Raw genomic sequence first — 21770 nt, forward strand, 5'->3', positions numbered from 1 at the left:
CATAAAATAAAGAGAAAAGACAACAAACATCATCACCGATTTTCCTGATGGTCATAATGCTGTGGACCCACCTGATTCCATTCCGAACTCAGAAGTGAAACGCAGAGATGCCGATGGTAGTGTGGGGCTTCCCCATGTGAGAGTAGGGCACCATCAGGGTATTAATTAAAGCAAGAAAGCAAAAACAGAGTAGAGACCCCCGAGCTGAAGAGCTTGGGGGTTTTGCGTTTAGGCAAACATAATAAAAAATAGAGAAATGTGTCGGGCGTGCCACGCTGGCGTCCGTTAATGTCAATTCGATAAAACAATAATAATTTGCAAGAGAATTAGAAAGGGGACGCCGGTATAGCGTCCCTTGTATATCTAAATTAAGTTATACTCAGCAACATAACCCGTTATCGGCATCTCGTTGTGTCCCTCGAAAGCACTTCGTCCCGTAGCTTAGAGAGCCGATAACATTCATCACAAAAACCGTACAGTTGCACGCATAGCACCCGAATACAAGGCAGGTTACGATGAACGAACAAATTTACTGTGGTATAGATGTTGCCAAACGCCATTTTGTTGTGGGATTAAGCGGTCGCAAGCAGACCAAAACCTTTACTCACCATCCCAAAGGGATTCAACAGGCGGTCGAATACCTGCAAAAATCCGCAAATGTGGACTTAATCGTCCTTGAAAGCACAGGCGGGCTGGAAATCCCGCTTGCCAAAGCCCTTTATCGTGCGGACTTTCGCGTGGTGATTGTAAATCCTCGCCAAACGCATCTGTTTTCCCTCTCTAAATCCTTGGCGAAAACCGATGCCAAAGACGCCAAAATGCCGGCATCATACGCTCAAATGTGGGTGTTATGCAGCGAGGTTGAAACACACTTTTATACACCTCCAACACCTGATCAGGTGCAGTTGGGAGCCCTTGTGCTACGCCGTACGCAGCTTGTGGCAATGCGGGTAGCGGAGAAAAACCGCGCTTGGCGATTATCCACAACAGCCGAAAGGCGAGTGTCGAACAGCTCATCGCCCATTTTAACCGCCTCATTGCCGAGTTGAAAAACGCTATTGCACAAGTCACCTTAGCCTTTGACGACAAGGCAAAAAAGTTTAAAGACATCAAAGGCATCGGACCGATAACGACGGCGACTTTGGTGTCAATGTTACCCGAACTGGGGCAGCTTAAGTACAAGCAAATCGCTTCGCTGGTGGGTGTCGCGCCGCACCCGAAAGAGAGTGGAACACCAAGTGGAAAAGCCGTTGCTCAGGCGGTCGCAAAGCGGTTCGCAACGTGTTATATCACGCAGCCAATGTCGCCCGACAACACGAACCCAAATTCAACGCATTTTATGAACGCCTACGGGCAAAAGGCAAGCCCTTTAAAGTGGCGCTTAATGCCTGTATGCGTAAACTTTTGACCGTGATTAACGCCATCATCCGTGATGGCTCACAGTGGCAGCCTCTGGCTGTTTAATTAACGAATATGTCTCTTTCCAAGAGTTTGGGGGATACAGTTGCTACGGATTTTATTGTCAGTCTTTATTTTAAGCTGAGTTTAGTCATCACTATCTCACCGCATTCACGATTATTTACCGCATTTTACTTCTCCTCTTTTAGCTCATTCTCTCTTTAAATTCCCATATCCAATCCACCACAATCGGTTGATTTTAGGCATAATTTTGCAAAAACTAACTATTGTACAATAGTTTCGCTTTTCTCTTGCAGAGAAAAGTAAATTCTGCTAAACAATATTTTCGAATAGGAAATAATATTCCTAAATTTTTAGGATAGGAAATTATTAGGCAATTTTATCTTAGATTTATTTAAAATATTTTAATCTTCCTCTATCACTTAGCTATTTTATAAAAGCTAGTTTCTACTACAACTCGACCCTATTCCCAATATCTTTTAATTTTGCATATTGTTCGATTAGACGAGGGCTGTCGTCTAGGCTAATGGCAAATGTCCATAAATAAGTCATTACCGAATAAATATGTCCTGCATTGATATTTGCTGTATTAACCATTAACGTTATTGCGATGGCAAATAATAGTGCCACAGAAAATCCAATGTATAAAAAGTTTAAGGCTTCTCGGTTAGAAATTAAAATTCTTAATTTTGCCATTAGTTGATAATGTTTATTTAAACGCACTTCGCTGGCTTTATCAATCAATCCGACTTCTTTTTCAAGGCGATTATTTAATTTGAAATAAAGGCGATCAATTTTTTGAACCCATTTTGGAATAAATAAAGCAAAGATGATTAAAATAATCAAACTGGCAATGCCGACCCAAAATTCAATCAGTAATAACATCATTACAGCCCCGAAAATAGAGACGATAGAGGTAATAAAAGTCGGTAAATGGTTTTCAAAAAAATCAACAAATTCTCTGGATAGAGTAACCCGTGCGGTAACGGCAGAATGGCTTTTGCCCTGTGTGCGTTGATTTAAAATGATCGGCACGGCGAGTTCCGAGTAAATTTTGGCGAATGTTTGGGTATCGACTTTACGCCGAGATGCGCCGATAACCCAAATCATCAATACCACAAAGGCATAGCTCAAGGCTTTAAGCTGCTCGCCTTGTATAATGGCGTTGATTGAAAAGCCCGCAAAAATCGGATAGGTCAGCAATAATAGATTTTCAATAGCAACTAAGGAAAAGGTCATTGCTAATTTTTTATGATAGGTTGCCGCAATCTGCTTTAATACACACCACATTTGAACTCCCGTTTGGTGAAGAGGTAAAAAACTGCTAGAGTGTAAAGGTTAAACCAACTTTAAGGTCAAATGCTTTTTTCATTAGGGGGAGACATAATGACTAAATTGATGACATTACACCAAGTCGCCGAATTATTGGCTATTCCGCCATCGACATTGCGTTATTGGGATAAACAAGGCTTAATTCAATTAAGCCGTGGTGCAAATCATTATCGGCAAATATCACTGCATAATTTAGTTAATATTATTGATGTGATGCAATTTCGAGAGATGGATATTTCGATTGAACAAGTAAAACAAACGCCGCTAATGGACGAAACGGCACTTCTTGCACTATTAGCGGAAAATAAAACCAAATTAACACAGAAGATTAAAGCCATAAAGCAGATCATTCATAAAATAGAATTAAAACAGCGGGCATTAAATCGTGTAATGGCGTTAAAAAATCACTCGCTCATTAGCGAATATAAACAATTAGGTACGATTTATCAGGCGGATTTAGATTACGCTTTCGATATTCAGGGCTATTTATCCCCCTTTCAGTCGGCAGATATTTATTATCCGAGCAATTTGGATCACGAAATCGCAGGAATGTTTTGCCCAAGCCGCTCGAAAATCATTTTGCGGGAGGCAGATAACCAACCCCGCCTCTGTTTAACGGGGCTGATGTATCGAGATAATCTGACGGGCGAGCATAATTTGGCTGAATTATGCCATACCGCTGTGGCAATGGGCTACCAAGTGGAACAGGTGATCAGCCAGTTTTTAGCGTTTGCCAATAATCAGGAAAGCGGCTTACGGGATTATTTTGAAGTTTGGCTAATGGTTGAAGAGCGTCAAACTGCTCAATAGCCCCGTAGTCTAAGTCATATTCACGACTCATCAACTTCTCGGCGGTACGGAATACTGCTTTGCGCCCCCCGCCGAGTAACAGAAAGGGCGGCGGCTTTTTGAGCAAATTTTACCGCTTCGATCATTGATTTGCCTTCCAGCAGTGCTGTAACTAACCCGCCGTTGAAGGTGTCGCCGGCAGCAGTGGTGTCAATCGCATTCACTTTAAAGCCGGCAATGTGCTGCCCTTGCCCTTTTTCGCTTAAATAGACGCCTTTTGCCCCTAATGTGATGATGACGGTAGCGATCCCTTTTTGGTGAAAAACGTGAGCGGCTTGGCAAGCGGTCAGTTCATCGACAATTTTTACACCGGTCAGGATTTCGGTTTCCGTTTCGTTTGGCGTGATAATGTCGATTTGTGCGAGCAAACTGTCTGGCAACGGACGGGCAGGCGCAGGGTTGAGTACTACGGTTGTACCTGCCTGTTTTGCAAATTGTGCGGCGGATTCAACCGCTTGCAACGGGGTTTCAAGCTGGGTTAATAATATTGCTGATGTCGCAATCTGCGTTTGATAGGCACGGATTTTCTCCTCTGTCAGATCGGCGTTTGCACCCGCGGCAATCACAATGCTGTTTTCGCCGGAATCGGCAACTTGGATCATCGCCAGCCCGGTGCTTTGGTTCGGCACGGTCGTAATCGTGTCGGTGCGAATGCCGTCATCGGCAAAGGCTTGTTTCATTGTTTGCCCGATGGCATCATCGCCAATCGCCCCGATAAACTGCACTTCTGCCCCTAAGCGTGCCGCTGCGACCGCCTGATTTGCGCCTTTGCCGCCGTAGGCAAGGTGGAAATTTCTGCCCTGCAACGTTTCGCCTGCACCGGCAAAGTAGGAGACTTGAATCACATAATCGACATTGATGCTGCCGATCACGCAGAGTGTTTTTTTATTCATAACAACCTCAAAACACGGTCGTTGCGTCAAAATTCCGCTCTTATGTCGCTGTTGCACAAGATTGGTGCACCTCACCAGTACCTGTTTCATAACACCTTGAAATGTATCACGAATACCGGCGAGGTATCCTAGATTGCGGTTAAACTATCCGCTTTTGTGTGCGACATAATGTCGAAAAATCGGCTCAAACCGACCGCTTGCGTTAATTTACTGGGTGATGATTTTTAACGGCACAGGAATATGGCTTTCAACCGCTTCGCCTTTGATGATTTTATCGGCGATTTCGACCCCTAGTGTCCCGATTTTTTCAGGTTGCTGGGCGATAGTCGCGGCTAAATGTCCGCTTTTTGCCGCTTGGACGGCATCGTCCGAGCCGTCAAAACCGACCACGATCATTGATTTGCCCGCACTTTTAATTGCCCGCAATGCACCGAGTGCCATTTCATCATTTTGCGCAAAGACCGCTTTGGCACTACCGTGGCTGGCGAGTAGGTTTTCCATTACATTTAATCCTTTGGTGCGATCGAAATCGGCAGGTTGGCTGGCAAGCAGTTTAAATTGGTGAGCGGCAACCGCTTGTTGAAAGCCCTCGCCACGCTCGCGGGCGGCGGATGTGCCGGCAATTCCTTCCAGTTGGATCACATCGGCATTTTTGCCGACTTTCTCGGCGATGAAATCCCCCGCCATTTTGCCGCCCGCCACGTTATCTGAAGCAATATGGCTGACGACAGTGCCTTTATTTGCCCCTCTGTCTAGGGTAATCACCGGAATATGATTGCGGTTTGCCACAGCGACAGCGTTGCCGACTGCTTCGGAGTCAGTCGGGTTAATCAGCAGCACTTTTGCGCCCCGTACACTGACATCTTCCACATTTGCCAGCTCTTTTGCGGGATTATTTTGGGAATCCAAGACAATCAAGTGATAGCCCAGTTCATTAGCTTTTTGCTCCGCCCCCTCTTTCAAGGTAACAAAAAACGGGTTATCCAGTGTTGAAATCGCAAGGGCGATCGTGTCTTTAGCCATTACCGAACTGCTCAATGCCAAGCCTAGTGAGAGAGCGAGCGTTGTTAATTTTTTCATAGAAATCTCCTGTGGGTTAAGAAAAGTTAGCCGCATTGTAGGCTAACGGGAGGTTTGACGACCGATATAGTTATCTAAAATAACGGCTGCCAGAATAACCAAGGCTTTTGCGACTAATTGATAGTAAGAGTCAATATCCAGTAAATTCAAGGCGTTACTCAAGAAGCCGATAATCAGCGCACCGATTAACGTGCCGAAAATTCGCCCTTTACCGCCCATTAAACTGGTGCCGCCGACCACGACAGCGGCGATAGCGTCAAGCTCGTAGCCCGTGCCGGCGGTTGGTTGGGCAGAACCGAGCCGAGAGGTAACGATTAGCCCAGCCAAAGCAGCCAGCATTCCGCTCACCGCAAACACAAACAGTTTTACCCGATGGATGTTAATGCCGGAGAGTGCGGTTGCCGCTTCGTTACCGCCTAGCGCATAGATATAACGCCCGATGCGGGTTTGGCTTAAAATAAATCCGCCGAGGGCGAATAGGATGAACATCAGCCAGACCGGCACAGGCACACCTAGCCAAACGCCCGAACCGATTTCGGCAAAGCGGTCGGCGGTGTCGGAAAAACCGGTACTGATCGGGCGGCCGCCCATATAGATCATCGTGATCCCGCGCAGAAGCAGCATTGTGATTAAGGTTGCCATAAAGGCTTGTACTTTACCGAACGCAACCAATACGCCGTTTATTGCCCCGATTGCCGCCCCGAAGCAGAGCACTAACGGCACAACCAACCAAACGGGCAGATCGAACCCGATAAGCGTTGCCGCCACCGCGCCGGTTAATGCCAATACCGAGCCGACCGATAAATCAATGCCGGCAACCAAAATGACAAAGGTCATTCCAATCGCAATAATGGCATTGACGGAGGTTTGGCGTAAAATGTTGAGTAGATTATCAAGGCTGAAAAAATTCGGGTTGAGGCTTGACACAACCGCAATCAGCAGGATTAACGCAATCACCGAGCGTTGTGCGATCAATCGCTGTTTTAATGTATTCATTTGTAAAAATCTCCCTTTAACAGACCGCTTGTTTGCCGATTGCCGCTGCCAATAGACATTCTTGGCTGGCTTGCTTGCGGTCAAATTCTGCACAAATTCGCCCCTCGTGCATCACTAAAATTCGGTCGGACATTCCCAGTACCTCCGGCATATCCGAAGAGACTAAAATAATGCTCAACCCTTGTGTTTTAAATTGGTTGATGAGTTGGTAAATCTCTTTTTTTGCCCCGACATCTACGCCACGGGTCGGCTCGTCTAAAATCAGGACGGCGGGTTGCGTCATTAGACCTTTCGCAATCGCCACTTTTTGTTGATTACCGCCGGATAATTCGCCGATTTGCTTGTCGGCATTTGGGGTTTTAATATTGAATAAACGGATAAATTCTGCGACTTTGCTCTGTTCTTGCGGCTGATTGATACGCCCCCAGTGCGACAATGCCGTTAGGGCGGTCAAAGACATATTCTCTTTCACCGACATTCCTAAAATAAGCCCGTCGCCCTTGCGATCTTCGGAAATATAGACAATGCCGTTTTGCAGCCCGCCTTGTGCGCTGTGATGATGCAGAGGTTGCCCGTCTAAGCAGAGCGTGCCTCTCGTACGGGGTAATGCACCGTAAATCAGCTTCATCAGCTCGGTTCGCCCTGCCCCCATCAGCCCCGAAATCCCTAAAATTTCGCCGGCGTGCAGAGTAAAGCTTGCGTTTTCAACCCCCGCACCGCTGAGGTGATTAACCTGAAGCCGCACCTTGCCTTTCGGCTGCGGCAAATAGAGGTACTGTTCCTCCAGTTTACGCCCGACCATCATCTCGATGAGTTCATCTTCGGTGAGATCCGCCACCGCTTTTTCGCCGATAAATTGCCCGTCTCGCAGCACGGTTACGGCATCGCAGATGTGGAAAATTTCTTGAAGGCGGTGCGAAATATAGACAATACCACGCCCTTCCGATTTCAGTTCCTGAATAACGCTGAACAGCGCTTCGGTTTCGGTATCGGTTAAGGCATCGGTCGGCTCGTCCATAATGATGACGTGGGATTCAAAACTTAACGCCTTGGCAATTTCCACCATTTGCTGCTCGCCAATGGAGAGTTCGCTTGCAAGGGTGCGGCTGGAGCGGGTAACGCCCAAGCGGGCTAACAAGCGGTCGGATTCCGCATACATTTTGCCCCAATCAATACCGCCCCATCGGTGCGTAAATTCCCGCCCTAAGAAAATATTTTCGGCAATGGAGAGATTACCCAAAATATTCAACTCTTGGTGAATAATGCTCAAACCGGCTTCCTGAGAGGCTTTAGGGTTGGCAAAATTCACCGCTTGCCCTAAGTAATGGATTGTGCCGGCATCACGGCTGTAAATGCCGGTGAGGATTTTCATTAAGGTCGATTTACCCGCACCATTTTCCCCCATCAACGCCATTACTTGTCCGGCATAGACATTCAAGCAGGCATTTTTCAAGGCTTGTACACCGGGGAAGGCTTTATCTATCCCCTTGATTTGTAATAAGGTTTTCATTTTAACCCTCTAAAACGGCACACCCGAATACAACACCACATTGGCATAAGGCGAGCATTCCCCCGTGCGCACCACCGCTCTCGCTTGGCGGCTGTTTTGCTTAAATTGGCTATGGGGCAGGTATTCCACGGCAATCGCGTTGCCTTGCGCACGCCCTGTTTGCTCAATAAGTTGGAGCAGTTCGGCTTCAATGTGCGGATTTGCCTGCTTAATTTCGTCGGCAAGTTGGATTTTCTCCACAAACAATTCCGATAACACCGCCTTTACAGTGGATAAAAAATCGGGAATGCCTTGGGTTAATGCCAAATCAATGGTTTGTTGCCCAACGGCGATCGGTAAACCCGCATCGCAAATAACCAAACTGTCGGTATGCCCCATTTTTGCGATCACTGCCGAAAGCGAGGAATTTAAAAGCGCAGTTTTTTTCATCTCCATTGTCCTTATGATAATTTTCGATCTTATCGAAACGTTTCGATAGCAAAAGATTAAAAAAATCCGTTTAAAAAGACAAACGGATTTTGTTGAAAATGTGAGGTAGTTCAAAAAATTTTTGCGATAAATATGCTTGTTTCTCTTTTTTTAAAAAGAGAGAACTTGATTTACGATGTCTTGAGCGGTCAATCCGTATTCTTGCATCAGGAACGCTTGTGTACCGACTTGCCCATAACGTTGGCGGATACCAATTCGGCGCAACGGGGTTGGGTAGTGTTCGCTTAAAACTTCTGCCACTGCCGAGCCTAAACCGTTTTGGATACTGTGATTTTCACAGGTTACGATTTTTCTGGTGAGTTTGGCATAGTGAAGGATTGTGTCTTCATCAATAGGTTTAAGGGTAAACATATCAATAACCGTTGCCTGAATGCCGTGTTGTGTCAGCAAATCGGCAGCTTGTAGTGCTTCTGCAACCATTATGCCGTTAGCAATCAGTGTAACATCATTACCTTGCCGTAGCACTTTCGCTTGACCAATGTGAAAAGATTCATTCTCGGGATAAATGGTTACCGCTTTTTTACGGCTTGTACGTACCCAGTAGAACCCGTTGAGATCGATAAGTTGATTGATGATATTAGCCATCATCGTGCCATCGGTGATTTCTAAGACGGTTGCATTCGCAAGCCCTCTTACAATGCCCATATCTTCAAAAGACATATGCGTACCGCCGTTATACAAGGCGGTAATACCGGCATCGGAGGCAATGACTTTAACATTTGCTTGCTGGTAATCTAACGACATAAAGAGTTGATCAAAACAACGGCGGCTGGCAAAGGCGGTGAAACTATGGACAAAAGGAATATGCCCTGCTAAGGATAATCCGGCTGCGATCCCAACCATATTGGCTTCCATAATCCCGCAGTTGATAACTTGATGAGGCAATACTTTCTGCACTTTGTCCATTGTTAAACAGCTCATTAGATCGGCATCTAATTGGATAACAAGCGGTTGGTTTTCCATTCGTTTTTGCAATGTTTCAGCGTAAATTTGCCGCATTTCCTTTTCATCATAGTGCTGCATTTTTTGCCTCCAAGGTTTGAATGGCTGAATGGATCTCTTGTCGATGCTCTGACGTGAGACGTAAATGATGGCAATTTGCCAAGTTTTCTAAATAAGGGACGCCTTGACCTTTTTTACTCTCTAAGATAACGATAACCGGTTTATCGTATGTGTGGATATTGGAGAGTGTGCGGTAGAGATTAGGTATATCGTCCCCTTGTATGGTTTCAACTGCAAAGCCGAAGGCGGAGAATTTAGCGCGTAAATCCAACGGATTGATAATATCCGCTAAATAGCCGTCAAGCTGCTGCTGATTGAAATCGACAATTACACAAAGATTGCGTAATTGATGATGGGCGATAAATTGAAAGGCTTCCCAGCATTGTCCTTCGTTCAATTCGCCGTCTCCCACGATACAGAATGTACGGTTGGGTAATTGGCGTAAGTGATGGGAAAGGGCAATACCTGTTGCAATTGAGATCCCTTGCCCTAATGATCCGGTGGTGGCATCAACCCCTAAGGTTTTTAATCTATCGGGGTGGCTCGGCAGATTTGTACCGTTTTGGTTTAGCGTGAGTAACTGTTCAAGGGGGAAATAGCCTTTTAATGCAAGCGTAGCATAAAGTGCCGGACCGGCGTGCCCCTTAGATAGCACAAAGAAATCACGTGCTTGCCAAGTTGGATTTTGCGGATCAATTTTCATAACGCCGCCGTAAAGCACCGCTAATACTTCGACAATAGATAGACTGCCGCCAAAATGCCCAAATCCTAAATGCAGTAGGGATTTTAACGTTTCAATGCGAATTTGATTGGCAAAGCGTGATAAGGTCGTATTTTTATCCATTGAACTAAACCTCTTTTATCGGTTTTTTCACCGCATAGTTATAGCCGACTAATAACACAAAAATCCCAACGATAATACCGGTGATAATCTCTTTAGACAGATACTGTGCCATATAACCTAACAGGATTCCCACCCCGCCAAAATCGGCGTCCGAAAAAGTGGTATTTGCAAAGCCGAGAGAACCTAGCACTGGTAATAGAAACACCGGAAGGAACGTAATTAACAACCCTTGGGCAAATGCACCGCACATCGCGCCACGCCGTCCGCCTGTCGCATTACCGAATACCCCTGCCGTTGCTCCGCAGAAAAAGTGTGGTACGACACCGGGTAAAATCAATACCCAATTTAACTGTCCTAAGATTGCCAAGCCGACAATGCCACCGATAAAGCTTGATAAAAAACCGATTAAAACGGCATTAGGCGCATAAGGGAAAACGATCGGGCAATCCAATGCGGGTTTAGCGTCCGGCACTAATTTTTCGGAAAATCCGGTAAAGGCAGGCACAATTTCCGCTAAGATTAGCCGCACGCCTTGCAAAATAATATACACGCCGGCAGCAAAGGTAATGGCTTGAATCAAGGCATAGACCAAATAATGTTGCCCGTGGCTCAATTGCTCCGCATATTCTTTGCCTGAAGCGATGGCGAGAATAAAATAAATGATCATCATTGTCAGAGAGATTGAGATAGAGCTGTCCCGTAAAAAGCTCAAATTTTTCGGCAAATTCATCTCTTCGGTTGATTTTGAGCCTTTGCCGACCGCTTGTCCGATAACCGCAGATAAGAAATAGCCCAGCGTACCAAAATGCCCGAATCCGACATCATTACTGCCTGTTACTTTACGCATATAGCGGTGAATGATGGCAGGGAAAAACGCCATTACCAGCCCTAGCGAAAGTGAACCGACTAAAATAAGTTGAATGCCCTCAAAGCCCACCACGGTCAGAATAATGCCGATCATACACGCCATATAAAAAGTATGATGACCGGTTAAGAAGATGTATTTCAGTCGGGTAAAGCGGGCAACCAGAATGTTTGCCACCATACCGAATGCCATAATTAAGGCTGTTGCCGTGCCATATTTTTCGATTGCCATTGAGACAATTGCCTCATTATTAGGGATAATCCCTTGCACATTAAAGGCGTGTTCAAACATTTCGCCAAGCGGATTAAGCGACCCGACCAAGACACTCGCACCGCCGCCCAGCACGATAAAGCCTAAAATGGTTTTTACAGTACCTTTAATAATATCTGGTAAGGCTTTTTTCTGAGCCAGTAAGCCGACTAATGCAATCAATCCGACTAATACCGCAGGGACTTTTAAAATATCTAAAATAAAAAAGAGTAAGCCGTCCATATATCATCTCCTAACGATTAAAGTAAGCGGTCAGTTTTTCTTCAAATTCTGCAACACTGACAATATTTTTAACCACCACGATTTTCTCCGGCGGCACACTGCTACTGGCTGCAATGTCTTTTGCCATCACGAATAAATCGGCGTCTTCAGGCATAACAGAGGCAAGATCGGTATGATTTACTTCCGCTTCAATATTGAGTTTAGCTAACGCTTTTTTAATGTTGAGTTCCATCATAAAACTGCTCCCTAAACCGGAGCCGCACACTGCCATAATTTTCATTTGAAATCTCCTTGAGTTGAGAATGAGGGGGTAAAACTTCGCTTAATTTCGAAGTCAATTTGAAGTGTAGAGAGAAATGTTACCGCTATCAATCAGCAAAGTTCAAAAATGTGATAGCGGTAACATTTTTAATTAAAAAATTTTTTGTGATAGTGCCGGTAAGCATTAAAATAGTGCTTCAAAGGAAAAAAAGAGTATGACGAACGAATCAAATCGCACACGCAAAACATCGGGACGTGTAACCCTTGCCGATGTGGCTAAAAAAGTCGGGGTTGGCACAATGACTGTTTCTCGGGCATTGCGCACGCCGGAAGTTGTTTCAGAACATTTAAGGGAAAAAATTCAACGTGTTGTCGCCCAATTAGGCTATGTCCCGAATTTTTCGGCGCGTCAGCTCGCTTCGGCAACCTCTCAAAATTTAGTGATTGTTACTTCCTCGATTACTTCAAGGGAAAATGCGTTAATTTTGTCCGCACTTCGCAACGCCACCGCAGATCTCGCATTACAAATGGTGATTTTGATTGCAAATGAGAAATATTGGTTACAGGAATTGATTAACCACGCACCGCAAGCCATTATCTTGCTGAATTTTGATTGTCCGGATAATGCGGCAAGCTGGATTAAAACCAGTGGAATCCCAACGATTGAAATTGGCGCAAAACAAAATTATCCGATAGATATGAATGTCGGTATCGACAGTAAAGAGGCAATGAGTGTAATGATTCATTTTCTGCTTGAAAAAGGTTATCAGGAAATCGGTTTGCTCTGTGCCAATCAAGATATTTCTATTTTTCAAAAATATATGGAAAGTTGGCATACAACGTTGTTGGCAAAGCATATGAATCCGCATCTGATTTACCATTGCGCAGAGGACATTACCTATTCGGCGGGGACAAAATTATTTAGTGAAGCAATGTTGATTTGGGGAAAAATTGATGCGTTGGTTTTTCTCTCCGATGAACTGGCTTGCGGGGCGTTGTATGAGGCACATCGCCGCCATATTTCTATTCCTAACGATATTGCTATCGTAAGTCTTGGAGGGCTGGATATTGGTTCGGTTTCTTACCCCAAGCTGACGACAATTTCCATTCCCTACGAGGAAATGGGGCGGATTGCCGGGCAACTTCTCAGCCGTATTATTAAAGGTGAAACGATTTCGCCAATCGAGAAAAGGGTTGATTGCCCGATTAAATTGATTGAAAGAGACAGTGCTTAAGCCTCCGCAAGCGGTCATTTACCCGCAAATTTGTGCAAAATTTGATAGGGGAAAAGCTGAATTTTACGGATTGGCGGCGTTATGTCGGTAATTAAGCTCTCTAATGTACTTGAAAGGACATCAGTGTAGTATCTCCTCACAAACGCGCCATTTTGCGAATGGACGACATAATATTGCAAAAATAGCCCGATAACCTACCGCTTGCACACTTATTTTGTGAAGCGTTTCACAGAATACGAGGTTGTGTTGTGCTTTTCTCGGCAAATTGTGATTTGATAATCGGCACCCATTTTCACAAAGGAGAGTTACAATGTTATCGTTTCTTCAATCTAAGTGGGGCGATACTGTTCCGGAACACGAGGTGCTGGCAACCTATAACCGCTTGCGTTGGCACGCACTTTTCGGCATTTTTATCGGTTATGCCGCCTACTATATTTTACGCAATAATTTTCTGCTCTCTTCGCCGGAGTTAATCAGTGAATTTTACTAAGAAGGACATCGGCTTTATTTCCGGCACAATGCTGATTGTTTATGGCATCAGCAAAGGGGTAATGTCTGCCCTTGCGGATAAAGCCAACCCGAAGCATTTTATGATTTTTGGCTTAGCGATGTCCGCTTTGGTGAATTTGATGATGGGCTTTAGCACGTCATTTTGGATTTTTCTGTTTCTTTGCGTGATGAACGGCATTTTTCAGGGAATGGGCGCAGGGCCGGCGTATGTGGTGTTAGCCAGCTGGTTTCCACGCAAATCCCGCGGGGTAACAACGGCGGCGTTTAATATCTCCCATAATGTCGGCGGCGGACTGGTTGCCCCGATTGCCGGCGCGAGTATCGCGTGGTTAGGGCAGACTCATTGTCAGGCTGCGCATTTTATTGTGCCGACCGCTATTGCCGCAATCGTGGCGATCGTTTTTTATCTGTTTGGTGCGGGTCGTACCTATAATGAAGGGCTGCCGCCGATGAGCCATATTTTGCAAAATGAAGCGGAAGAATTGGTTGTTACCAAAACGGAGAATGTTGATTTAACGACTTGGCAGATTTTTTCCCAATATATCCTCAAAGATATTAACGTCTGGTTCGTCTCTTTTATTGATGTGTTTACCTATATGATCCGCTTTGGTGTTCTGACGTGGTTGCCGCTCTATCTGCTTGAAACCAAAGGATTTTCCAAAGGGCAAATGTCCGCCGCTTTTGCGATTTTTGAATGGGCGGCAATTCCCTCCACACTGTTGGCGGGCTGGATAACCGATACCTATTTCAAAGGCAAAAGAATGCCGCTGGCAATAATGACGCTATTGGGTGTCGGCTTGGCAATGTTTGCTTATTGGGGCGGACAAGATTTAATCACTGTAACTATTGGCGCAGGAGTGATCGGCTGCCTGATTTATGTGCCGATGTTTCTGTCTTCCCTGCAAACTATCGAGCTTGTGCCTGCTTTTGCCGCCGGCTCCGCCACCGGTTTGCGAGGGTTACTCAGCTACATTCTCGGCAGTTTTTCCGGTACGGCTCTGTTCGGCATTTTAGCCGAACGCTTCGGTTGGGACGCCGGTTTATACTTATTGTTGTTTGCGGTAGTCGGTTATATTTTCTGCTGCTATATGACCCACTTGGGCGTAGTGCGGCTGGAAAGAATGAAACAAGCCTCCGGTTAAAACGACTCTCTCACCACTAATTCAGGGGTGAGTAGAATATCTTGCCCGGCTTGTTCGGGCGTTTTGATCCGTGCAATCAGTTGTTGTACCGCGGCTTTTGCCAAACGGGCTTTAGGTTGATGTACGCTGGAGAGTGGTGGGGCGAGATATTGGGCGATTTCAATGTTATCGTAGCCGATAACCGCCATATCCTGCGGAATGCGTTTGCCGGCTTGCCACAATGCGTGGTAAACGCCGATCGCAATGCTGTCGCTCATCGCAAAAATAGCGCGCGGCGGTTGTGCCAACGCTAATAGGGCTTGGGCGGCTTCAATGCCGCCTTGATAGTGAAAGTGGCTTTCGACAATCCATTCCGAGCGGATTGGCAAATGTTGCTCCGCAAATGCCCGCTTGTAGCCGGCGAGGCGGTTTTCCGCCAAGGGTTTACTAAGCTCGCCGGTGATAATCGCAATCTCTCGATAGCCGGCATCAAGCAACGCTTTTGTTGCCAGATAGCCGCCTAATTCTGAATTTTCGTGAATAATATCGGCATTTAGCGGTTGTTGCCACCAGTCGATCACCACCATCGGCAGTTGAATATTTGCCATTACTTCCGGTGCAAAATCTTGCGGTTCGGCACACATCAGCAGTAAGCCGTCCACCTGCTTTCGCAGCAGGCGGATCAGATGCTTTTTTAAACTGTCGGGATTGCCGTCCGTATTGACTAAAATTAAGTGATAATTATGGTGTTCGCAGTAGCGTTCAACGTGCCGTACCACTTCGGCAAAAAAGGGGTTACTGCTGGCGGTTACTAACATTCCGAGCGTGTTCGTCTCTTTCATTTTCAGGCTACGCCCTAATGCAGAGGGGGTATAATTCAGCTCATTGATGACTTTTTCGATCTTTTCCCGCATTGCTTCGCTGACAAAACGGGAATTGTTGATAACGTGGGAAACCGTTGAGGTGGACACGCCGGCAATCCGTGCAATGTCTTTCATCGTTGCCATTTGTCCTCCGTTTTCAGTGCCAATACGGTCAGGCTCTCAAAGCCCCATTGTTGCATTATCTGTTGTTGGGCTGAAAAGTGCGCGGTTTCTTGTGTGCAAAAGGCAAGATTAGGACGGGCAGCATCTGCGGTTGCACCATTCGGTGTTAATAATGCCAATACACGATTAGCAATGCCGTTGCTCGGATCGACAAAAAAACGGACGTGCGGTAAAAGTTGCTGTAATTCCGCTTTCACAAACGGGAAATGGGTGCAGCCTAAAATCACCGTATCTAGTGCCGGTTTGTCTTGCCACGTTTCCACCACCTTTCGCAGCCGCTGCCAGTCTACCTCGCCCGCTTGTAATTTTTGTTCGACAATTTCGACCAGATCGGTTGTGCCGAGCTTCTCGACACGGCAATCGTGGGCGTATTGTGCAATCAGTTGATCGACATAAGGGCGGTTTACCGTGCCTTTGGTGGCAAGCAGCCCAATGGTTTTGGTATGAGAAAGGCGGGCGGCGGGCTTAATTGCCGGTACAGTGCCGACAATCGGCACAGTAAACCGCTCACGCAATGCCGGCAGCACTACCGTACTGGCGGTATTGCACGCAACCACCACCAGATCAAGCGGTGAGATTGCCGAAATCGTTTGCACAATTTGGCAGGCTCGCTCAATCAATAATGCCTCGCTTTTTTCCGAATAGGGAAAGCAGGCATTGTCGAAGCAGTAGAGATAGTGGGCATCGGGCAGGCAGGCTCGAATCGCATCATAAATGGTTAAGCCGCCCATTCCGGAATCATAAAGCAGAATCGTAGGTTTCATAGTCATACCGTTAAACGCATTGGCGAGATCCTACGCTTTTCTCGGCACGGCTTCAAATGGAAATGTCGGCAGGAATAATTCTCGGATTTCGAGTGGATAACCTTTAAGCGATAGTGTTGAACGGCGGGCATAGCACTCGGTGTGCCGATCGTGCCGCCAATCTAAGCTCAACCGTTGCGGCTGCTGTGGGAATAACCATAGACCGATAGGCTGCTCGCCGAGTGTCAATACCGCCTGTGCGACTTTCTCAACCGTTGCCTGCGGAATTAGGGTTTGAGCAAAAATTCTCGGCTGCCCTTCACTTTCAATTAACACTTCCCTTAACCACGTACAAGCAGTGTGATGTGATGGCGTTTTTGCAAAAAGTGAAGTCGAATCAACCGCTTGCCAGCCCTGCTGAACGAGATTGACCCGAAAATCTTGCCAACACTGCTGCATTTTTTCCGTCAGTGAACCATTGTGTCGCAACCATTGTGCCACTGCGGACGGTAGCTGCGCAGAGGTTCTGTGCCAATCGGGTTGGGCGAGCAGGGCGCGGTATTGATCAAAATGCGGCATTGGATTTACAAATGCGCCTCTAAAATGCCACGCAACACCTCATAGCCTGCCGGCGTGAAATGTAAACCATCGTGGCACAAGGCGAGATCTAACTCGTTTTGGGCATTTTTGAATTGATCCCACGTTGGAATAAACACAATATCCGCCGGACAATGCTGTTTGAAATAGGCATTCATCGCTAAAATTTGTGCGTTTTCCACCGTGTTAATCTGATTGACAGGCGTGGCTTCGAGCAAATAATAACGGGCGTGCGGGGCGATATGGCGGCAGTGGCGGATAATTTGCAAAATCCAGTCCAACGCCTGTTGCGGTGAGTAATCCGGCTCTTTAGCAATATCATTGACCCCTAGGAACAGAAAAACATCGCTACCGAGCTGCGTAATCCGCCCTTCGCGTGCGATAACCTCTAAATATTGGCGGGCGCTGACGCCGGAAATGCCTAGATTTGCAACCGTTTTACCCGCTAAATGCGGCGTACCGCTTGGCAGATCTCCCCACATATCAAAGAGGGAATGCCCGATGAGGCTGATGTCCGCCTGTTTGGTAAATTCTGCTTGTTTGGCTTGGTAGCGGTGAAGTATATCTTGGTCGGTTAGCACGCTCTCCTCCTTCGACTTGCAACGAACAGTTTATTTTGATTGCTATTATAAACGATGAAGGGACGCAACGTGCGTCCCTTTAGGTAATTTACAATATTATGTAGCAGTTGTACAAAGTTGTTTTTTATTCACTTGTAGGGACACACTGCGTATGTCCGGATTTTAACCTATTGAAATAATTTGATTTTTATAAAGGACACACGCAGTGTGTCCCTACATTCTGTTAAAATGTCTATTTTTGTGCATTTGCTACATAATACCGGTGATTTGCGCGAAAAAATGCGATTGAGCGGCAGTCTCAGCCTCACGATTTTAGGCGTTTACGGCATAATGTCGTAAAAATGACGGAAACCGACCGCTTGTTGAAGGTTATTCCGCTAAAAAGCCGCCGCTTTGGTGTGCCCACAATTTTGCGTACACGCCGTTTCGGGCGAGCAGCTCATCGTGCGTGCCTTGTTCGACAATTTCGCCTTGGTCTAACACAATCAGGCGATCCATTGCCATAATGGTGGAAAGGCGGTGAGCGATTGCCAGCACTGTTTTACCGTTCATCAACTCGGTGAGATTTTCTTGAATTGCCGTTTCCACTTCGGAATCCAATGCACTGGTGGCTTCATCAAGGAGTAAAATCGGCGCGTCTTTGAGCATTACTCGTGCAATAGCAATCCGCTGACGTTGCCCGCCGGAGAGTTTGACACCCCGCTCGCCAACGTGTGCATCAAAGCCGGTGCGACCTTTAGCATCTCGCAGGTTTGGAATAAACTCTGCCGCCGCCGCACGCTCGACCGCATTACGCATTTCCTGCTCGGTTGCCGTTGGGCGACCGTAGAGTAAATTCTCACGCACGGAACGGTGTAATAATGAGGTGTCCTGTGTAACTAAGCCGATTTGCGCGCGTAAACTCTCTTGGGTGATGTCCCGCACGTTCTGCCCGTCAATTTCGATTTGTCCGTTCTGCACATCATAAAAACGTAGCAGCAGGTTGGTGAGGGTGGATTTGCCCGCCCCGCTGCGACCGACCAAGCCGACTTTTTCGCCCGCTTTAATGGTTAAATTAAACTGTTTGAGCAATGGTTTTTTCTCGTCATAAGCGAAATCCACGTTATGAAAGCGGATTTCGCCTTGGCTGACGGCGAGAGGCTTGGCATCCGCTTTATCCAACACCGTATGCGGTTTGGAGAGGGTTACCATTCCGTCTTGCACCGTGCCTAAATTCTCAAACAGACTGGCAAATTCCCACATAATCCATTGGGATAGCCCCTTAATACGCAACGTCAGCGCCAGTGAGGTAGCAATTGCGCCGGCAGTAACCCACTCGTTTGACCATAACCACAGCCCTATTCCTGCGGTACTGATGATCAACAAAATACTGTTTAAATTGGTGCAGGTTTCAATCAGCGTAACCAAACGCATCTGCTTATGCACCGTGCCCATAAACTCTTGCATTGACTCTTTGGCATAGCCGGACTCCCGATTGCCGTGCGAAAACAGCTTAACGGTGGCGATATTGGAATAGGCATCGGTGATGCGTCCGGTCATCAAACTGCGAGCATCGGACTGCTCTTGGGAGGCTTGCGCCAGTTTTGGCACGAACAAGCGGATCATTACCCCAAACAGTAGCGCCCATACAATAAAGGGGGCAAACAGCCAGCCGTCAAATTGGAATAAAATCACACTGGAAGTAACCAAATAAACCAGCACATAGACTAGCATATCGGCACAGGTCATCACCACATCACGCACTGCCAGTGCCGTTTGCATTACCTTTGCTGAAACCCGTCCGGCAAATTCGTCTTGGTAGAAGCTCATACTTTGCCCAAGCATCAGACGGTGGAAGTTCCAACGTAGCCGCATCGGGAATACGCCCTGCAAACTTTGGAAACGGATAATGCAACCGAGATAGACAAACACGCCGCCCAACAATGCTACACCGAGCATTAGCAATAGGTGCGTGCTTTTTTGTTGCCACAATTCTGCCGGTGAAAAGCGATTGACCCAATCGACCAGCTCGCCGATAAACTGAAACATCACCGCTTCGACAATCCCAATCCCAGCAACCATCACAACCAGTAAAAAGAGATACCAACGCATTCCTTGGGTCGCATCGACAATAAACGGCACGACGCCGGCTTTCGGCGTATAGGGGGCTTCGTTCGGGTAAGGATTGATGCGGTTTTCAAACCATTCAAATGAAAATTTTAACATTTTTTACTTTCCAAGATATAAGAATATTTTCTAAATAAAAATTAATTTGCTTTCAATAGTTCTAGCATTTGACGTAATAAAATTATCTCTTCTTTTTGATGCTCTATCGTTTCGTTTTTATGAGCTATAATAAGCTGTAATTTTTCATTTTCCACAATAATATCTTTATTATCAGAAATAAAATTAAATGCATTTGCACCAGTTCCGTAATGAGTTATTTGATAAGAGTTTTTATCTGTACTGATTAACTCTACAATATCTAAGTTAAAAATATTAGCTATTTGTTCTAATTTATTTAATGTTAATTTTGTTTCCCCTCTCTCAATTTTTCCATAGCTATTAGTAGAAATGTTCATTTTTTCTGCCATTTGTTCCTGAGATAAGGCATTTTCTTCTCTTAACATTCTGATTTTTTCATTGATTTTCATAAAAAACTCTTTTTTTGATGTAAGGGAAAACTTTTAGGAAAGTAAATACTACTTTTACTTTATAGATACTCTCATAAAAATTATTCTAGAATGAGATAGTGTATTGTACATCAAATTTAAGACAGAAAGAATGGCTATTTTAAGGAGTAATAATGGAATACAAAGCCTGTAAAGATTGTGGTAAAACATATCCGGTTACTAGAGAATATTTTGGGCAGTATAAAAATAAAAGAGCAGACGGTTCGGTTTATATTAATTTTAGAAATTCTTGCCGAGCCTGTATGGCTGCAAATACAAGAAAGTATGATCGCGCTAACCCAGATAATGCTTTGGAAAGAAGAATGAGAAGAGAGAAAGCTATTCAAAAGACAGGAGGTCATTATACAAATAGTGATATTTTAGAAATTAAGAGAAAACTTAATAATCAGTGTAGATTTTGTGGGGTTGATTTGGATAATAGTTTACACATAGAACATTTAACCCCTGTATCAAGAGGTGGTTCAAGCAATAAAAATAATTTAACTTTATCCTGTTACAAGTGTAATATGGAAAAGACTAATAAAACATTAGATGAATATCTAGAATGGAGAAAGGAAAGAAATTTATTTATTAGAGAGGTTTTATTTGAGGAATTTCCTGATATTCCTACCATAGCAAAAGGAAGAAAGAATTATAAATAATACCTAGGAAATTTAAAGCAGATATTCTCTCTAGAATATCTGCTTTTTAATTTAAGGGTTGAGTAATGCCTCGTCTAATGCGAGATCTTCGTTGCGGTTAATACCGATCGGCTGTTTTAACACATTGCGGGCAATGTCGTGGGCTTCGGCTAAGGAATGTTCCTTGTATGAGCCGCATTGAAAGACATTTAATTCCGGAATGCTCGCTTCGTCCGGCACTTTATTGAGGGCATCTTCCATTGCCTTTTTCCACGCTGAAGCGACCGCTTGTTCGCTCGGTGTACCGATTAACGACATATAAAACCCGGTGCGGCAGCCCATTGGTGAAATATCAATGATTTCAACGCTATCGCTGTTGAGGTGATCCCGCATAAAACCGGCGAATAGATGCTCCATTGTGTGAATGCCGCGCGGCAGTAAAATTTCAATGTTCGGGCGGCAAAAGCGTAGGTCGAATACGGTAATGGTATCGCCTTTCGGGGTAGTCATTGTCTTGGCGACCCGCACAGCAGGGGCGGTCATTTTTGTGTGATCCACTTTAAAACTGTCTAATAAAGGCATTATCTTCTCCAAAATATCGGCGTAAAAACAC

Annotated in this window: 20 protein-coding genes, 1 rRNA gene and 2 pseudogenes; 6 read left to right on the top strand and 17 right to left on the bottom strand. The window is 45.5% G+C overall.

Going from position 1 to position 21770, the window contains the following annotated elements; genetic code table 11:
- Positions 1–43 precede the first annotated feature (43 nt).
- A 5S ribosomal RNA gene (rrf, locus tag E4T80_RS00820) occupies positions 44–159 on the top strand.
- A gap of 356 nt (positions 160–515) precedes the next feature.
- Positions 516–1464 (top strand): annotated as a pseudogene (locus tag E4T80_RS00825) (IS110 family RNA-guided transposase).
- 405 nt (positions 1465–1869) lie between these two features.
- Here E4T80_RS00825 and E4T80_RS00830 read toward each other — a convergent pair.
- The gene (locus tag E4T80_RS00830; RefSeq protein ID WP_135054091.1) at positions 1870–2709 is read right to left on the bottom strand and encodes an ABC transporter six-transmembrane domain-containing protein; all 840 of its coding nucleotides are present in this window, start codon (positions 2707–2709) and stop codon (positions 1870–1872) included.
- A 96-nt stretch (positions 2710–2805) separates the two neighbouring features.
- Here E4T80_RS00830 and E4T80_RS00835 point away from each other — a divergent pair, with 96 nt between their 5' ends.
- A complete protein-coding gene (locus E4T80_RS00835) occupies positions 2806–3561 on the top strand; it encodes a MerR family transcriptional regulator (protein ID WP_167740677.1) in 756 nt (251 codons plus the stop codon).
- 20 nt (positions 3562–3581) lie between these two features.
- Here E4T80_RS00835 and rbsK read toward each other — a convergent pair whose 3' ends face one another.
- From rbsK to E4T80_RS00880, 9 genes are all read right to left on the bottom strand, one after another.
- Positions 3582–4493, bottom strand: a complete 912-nt coding sequence (rbsK, locus tag E4T80_RS00840) for a ribokinase (RefSeq protein ID WP_135054095.1) — start codon at positions 4491–4493, stop codon at positions 3582–3584.
- Between the two features lie 207 nt (positions 4494–4700).
- Positions 4701–5573 carry a ribose ABC transporter substrate-binding protein RbsB gene (rbsB, locus tag E4T80_RS00845; protein WP_135054097.1) on the bottom strand — a complete coding sequence of 291 codons (873 nt, stop codon included), beginning with the start codon at positions 5571–5573 and terminating at the stop codon, positions 4701–4703.
- Between the two features lie 42 nt (positions 5574–5615).
- Positions 5616–6569 carry a ribose ABC transporter permease gene (gene rbsC / locus E4T80_RS00850; protein ID WP_135054099.1) on the bottom strand — a complete coding sequence of 318 codons (954 nt, stop codon included), beginning with the start codon at positions 6567–6569 and terminating at the stop codon, positions 5616–5618.
- Between the two features lie 16 nt (positions 6570–6585).
- Positions 6586–8079: a ribose ABC transporter ATP-binding protein RbsA gene (gene rbsA, locus E4T80_RS00855; RefSeq protein WP_135054101.1), complete on the bottom strand. Its 1494-nt coding sequence runs from the start codon at positions 8077–8079 to the stop codon at positions 6586–6588.
- Positions 8080–8088: 9 nt separating this feature from the next.
- Complete coding sequence (rbsD, locus tag E4T80_RS00860) at positions 8089–8508, bottom strand: D-ribose pyranase (protein ID WP_135054103.1); 420 nt, start codon at positions 8506–8508, stop codon at positions 8089–8091.
- Between the two features lie 150 nt (positions 8509–8658).
- Positions 8659–9591, bottom strand: coding sequence for a transketolase family protein (locus tag E4T80_RS00865; RefSeq protein WP_135054105.1), 933 nt, complete (start codon positions 9589–9591; stop codon positions 8659–8661).
- Positions 9578–10414, bottom strand: a complete 837-nt coding sequence (locus E4T80_RS00870) for a transketolase (RefSeq protein WP_135054107.1) — start codon at positions 10412–10414, stop codon at positions 9578–9580. The genes E4T80_RS00865 and E4T80_RS00870 overlap by 14 nt, the downstream gene beginning before the upstream one ends.
- A gap of 4 nt (positions 10415–10418) precedes the next feature.
- Positions 10419–11771 (bottom strand): PTS ascorbate transporter subunit IIC, encoded by a 1353-nt coding sequence (locus E4T80_RS00875; protein WP_135054109.1) that lies wholly within the window; start codon positions 11769–11771, stop codon positions 10419–10421.
- Positions 11772–11781: 10 nt separating this feature from the next.
- Positions 11782–12051, bottom strand: coding sequence for a PTS sugar transporter subunit IIB (locus tag E4T80_RS00880; protein WP_135054111.1), 270 nt, complete (start codon positions 12049–12051; stop codon positions 11782–11784).
- A gap of 196 nt (positions 12052–12247) precedes the next feature.
- On the opposite strand from E4T80_RS00880, the gene E4T80_RS00885 reads away from it, so the two are divergent.
- Both E4T80_RS00885 and E4T80_RS00890 read left to right on the top strand, forming a co-directional pair.
- Positions 12248–13267 carry a LacI family DNA-binding transcriptional regulator gene (locus E4T80_RS00885; RefSeq protein ID WP_135054113.1) on the top strand — a complete coding sequence of 340 codons (1020 nt, stop codon included), beginning with the start codon at positions 12248–12250 and terminating at the stop codon, positions 13265–13267.
- Positions 13268–13577: 310 nt separating this feature from the next.
- Positions 13578–14919: pseudogene (locus tag E4T80_RS00890) on the top strand (MFS transporter).
- On the opposite strand, the gene E4T80_RS00895 reads toward E4T80_RS00890, so the two are convergent.
- From E4T80_RS00895 to E4T80_RS00920, 6 genes are all read right to left on the bottom strand, one after another.
- Positions 14916–15905 (bottom strand): substrate-binding domain-containing protein, encoded by a 990-nt coding sequence (locus E4T80_RS00895; RefSeq protein ID WP_135054115.1) that lies wholly within the window; start codon positions 15903–15905, stop codon positions 14916–14918. The pseudogene E4T80_RS00890 and the gene E4T80_RS00895 overlap by 4 nt on opposite strands.
- On the bottom strand, positions 15893–16708 hold the full coding sequence (gene murI, locus E4T80_RS00900; protein WP_135054117.1) for a glutamate racemase: 816 nt from the start codon (positions 16706–16708) through the stop codon (positions 15893–15895). The genes E4T80_RS00895 and murI overlap by 13 nt, the downstream gene beginning before the upstream one ends.
- Before the next feature lie 30 nt (positions 16709–16738).
- Positions 16739–17266 carry a chorismate--pyruvate lyase family protein gene (locus E4T80_RS00905; RefSeq protein ID WP_135054119.1) on the bottom strand — a complete coding sequence of 176 codons (528 nt, stop codon included), beginning with the start codon at positions 17264–17266 and terminating at the stop codon, positions 16739–16741.
- Between the two features lie 5 nt (positions 17267–17271).
- Positions 17272–17865 carry an SGNH/GDSL hydrolase family protein gene (locus tag E4T80_RS00910; protein ID WP_135054121.1) on the bottom strand — a complete coding sequence of 198 codons (594 nt, stop codon included), beginning with the start codon at positions 17863–17865 and terminating at the stop codon, positions 17272–17274.
- Positions 17866–18234: 369 nt separating this feature from the next.
- Complete coding sequence (locus tag E4T80_RS00915; RefSeq protein WP_135054123.1) at positions 18235–20070, bottom strand: ABC transporter ATP-binding protein; 1836 nt, start codon at positions 20068–20070, stop codon at positions 18235–18237.
- 41 nt (positions 20071–20111) lie between these two features.
- A complete protein-coding gene (locus tag E4T80_RS00920) occupies positions 20112–20498 on the bottom strand; it encodes a helix-turn-helix domain-containing protein (RefSeq protein WP_135054125.1) in 387 nt (128 codons plus the stop codon).
- A gap of 152 nt (positions 20499–20650) precedes the next feature.
- Here E4T80_RS00920 and E4T80_RS00925 point away from each other — a divergent pair, with 152 nt between their 5' ends.
- Positions 20651–21178 carry an HNH endonuclease gene (locus E4T80_RS00925; RefSeq protein WP_135054127.1) on the top strand — a complete coding sequence of 176 codons (528 nt, stop codon included), beginning with the start codon at positions 20651–20653 and terminating at the stop codon, positions 21176–21178.
- A gap of 51 nt (positions 21179–21229) precedes the next feature.
- Here the strand turns inward: E4T80_RS00925 and luxS are convergent, their stop codons facing one another.
- The gene (luxS, locus tag E4T80_RS00930) at positions 21230–21739 is read right to left on the bottom strand and encodes an S-ribosylhomocysteine lyase (protein ID WP_135054129.1); all 510 of its coding nucleotides are present in this window, start codon (positions 21737–21739) and stop codon (positions 21230–21232) included.
- Positions 21740–21770: the final 31 nt, after the last annotated feature.

Origin of the sequence: Muribacter muris (assembly GCF_004569585.1) — a bacterium.
In the GTDB taxonomy this organism is placed as follows: domain Bacteria; phylum Pseudomonadota; class Gammaproteobacteria; order Enterobacterales; family Pasteurellaceae; genus Muribacter; species Muribacter muris.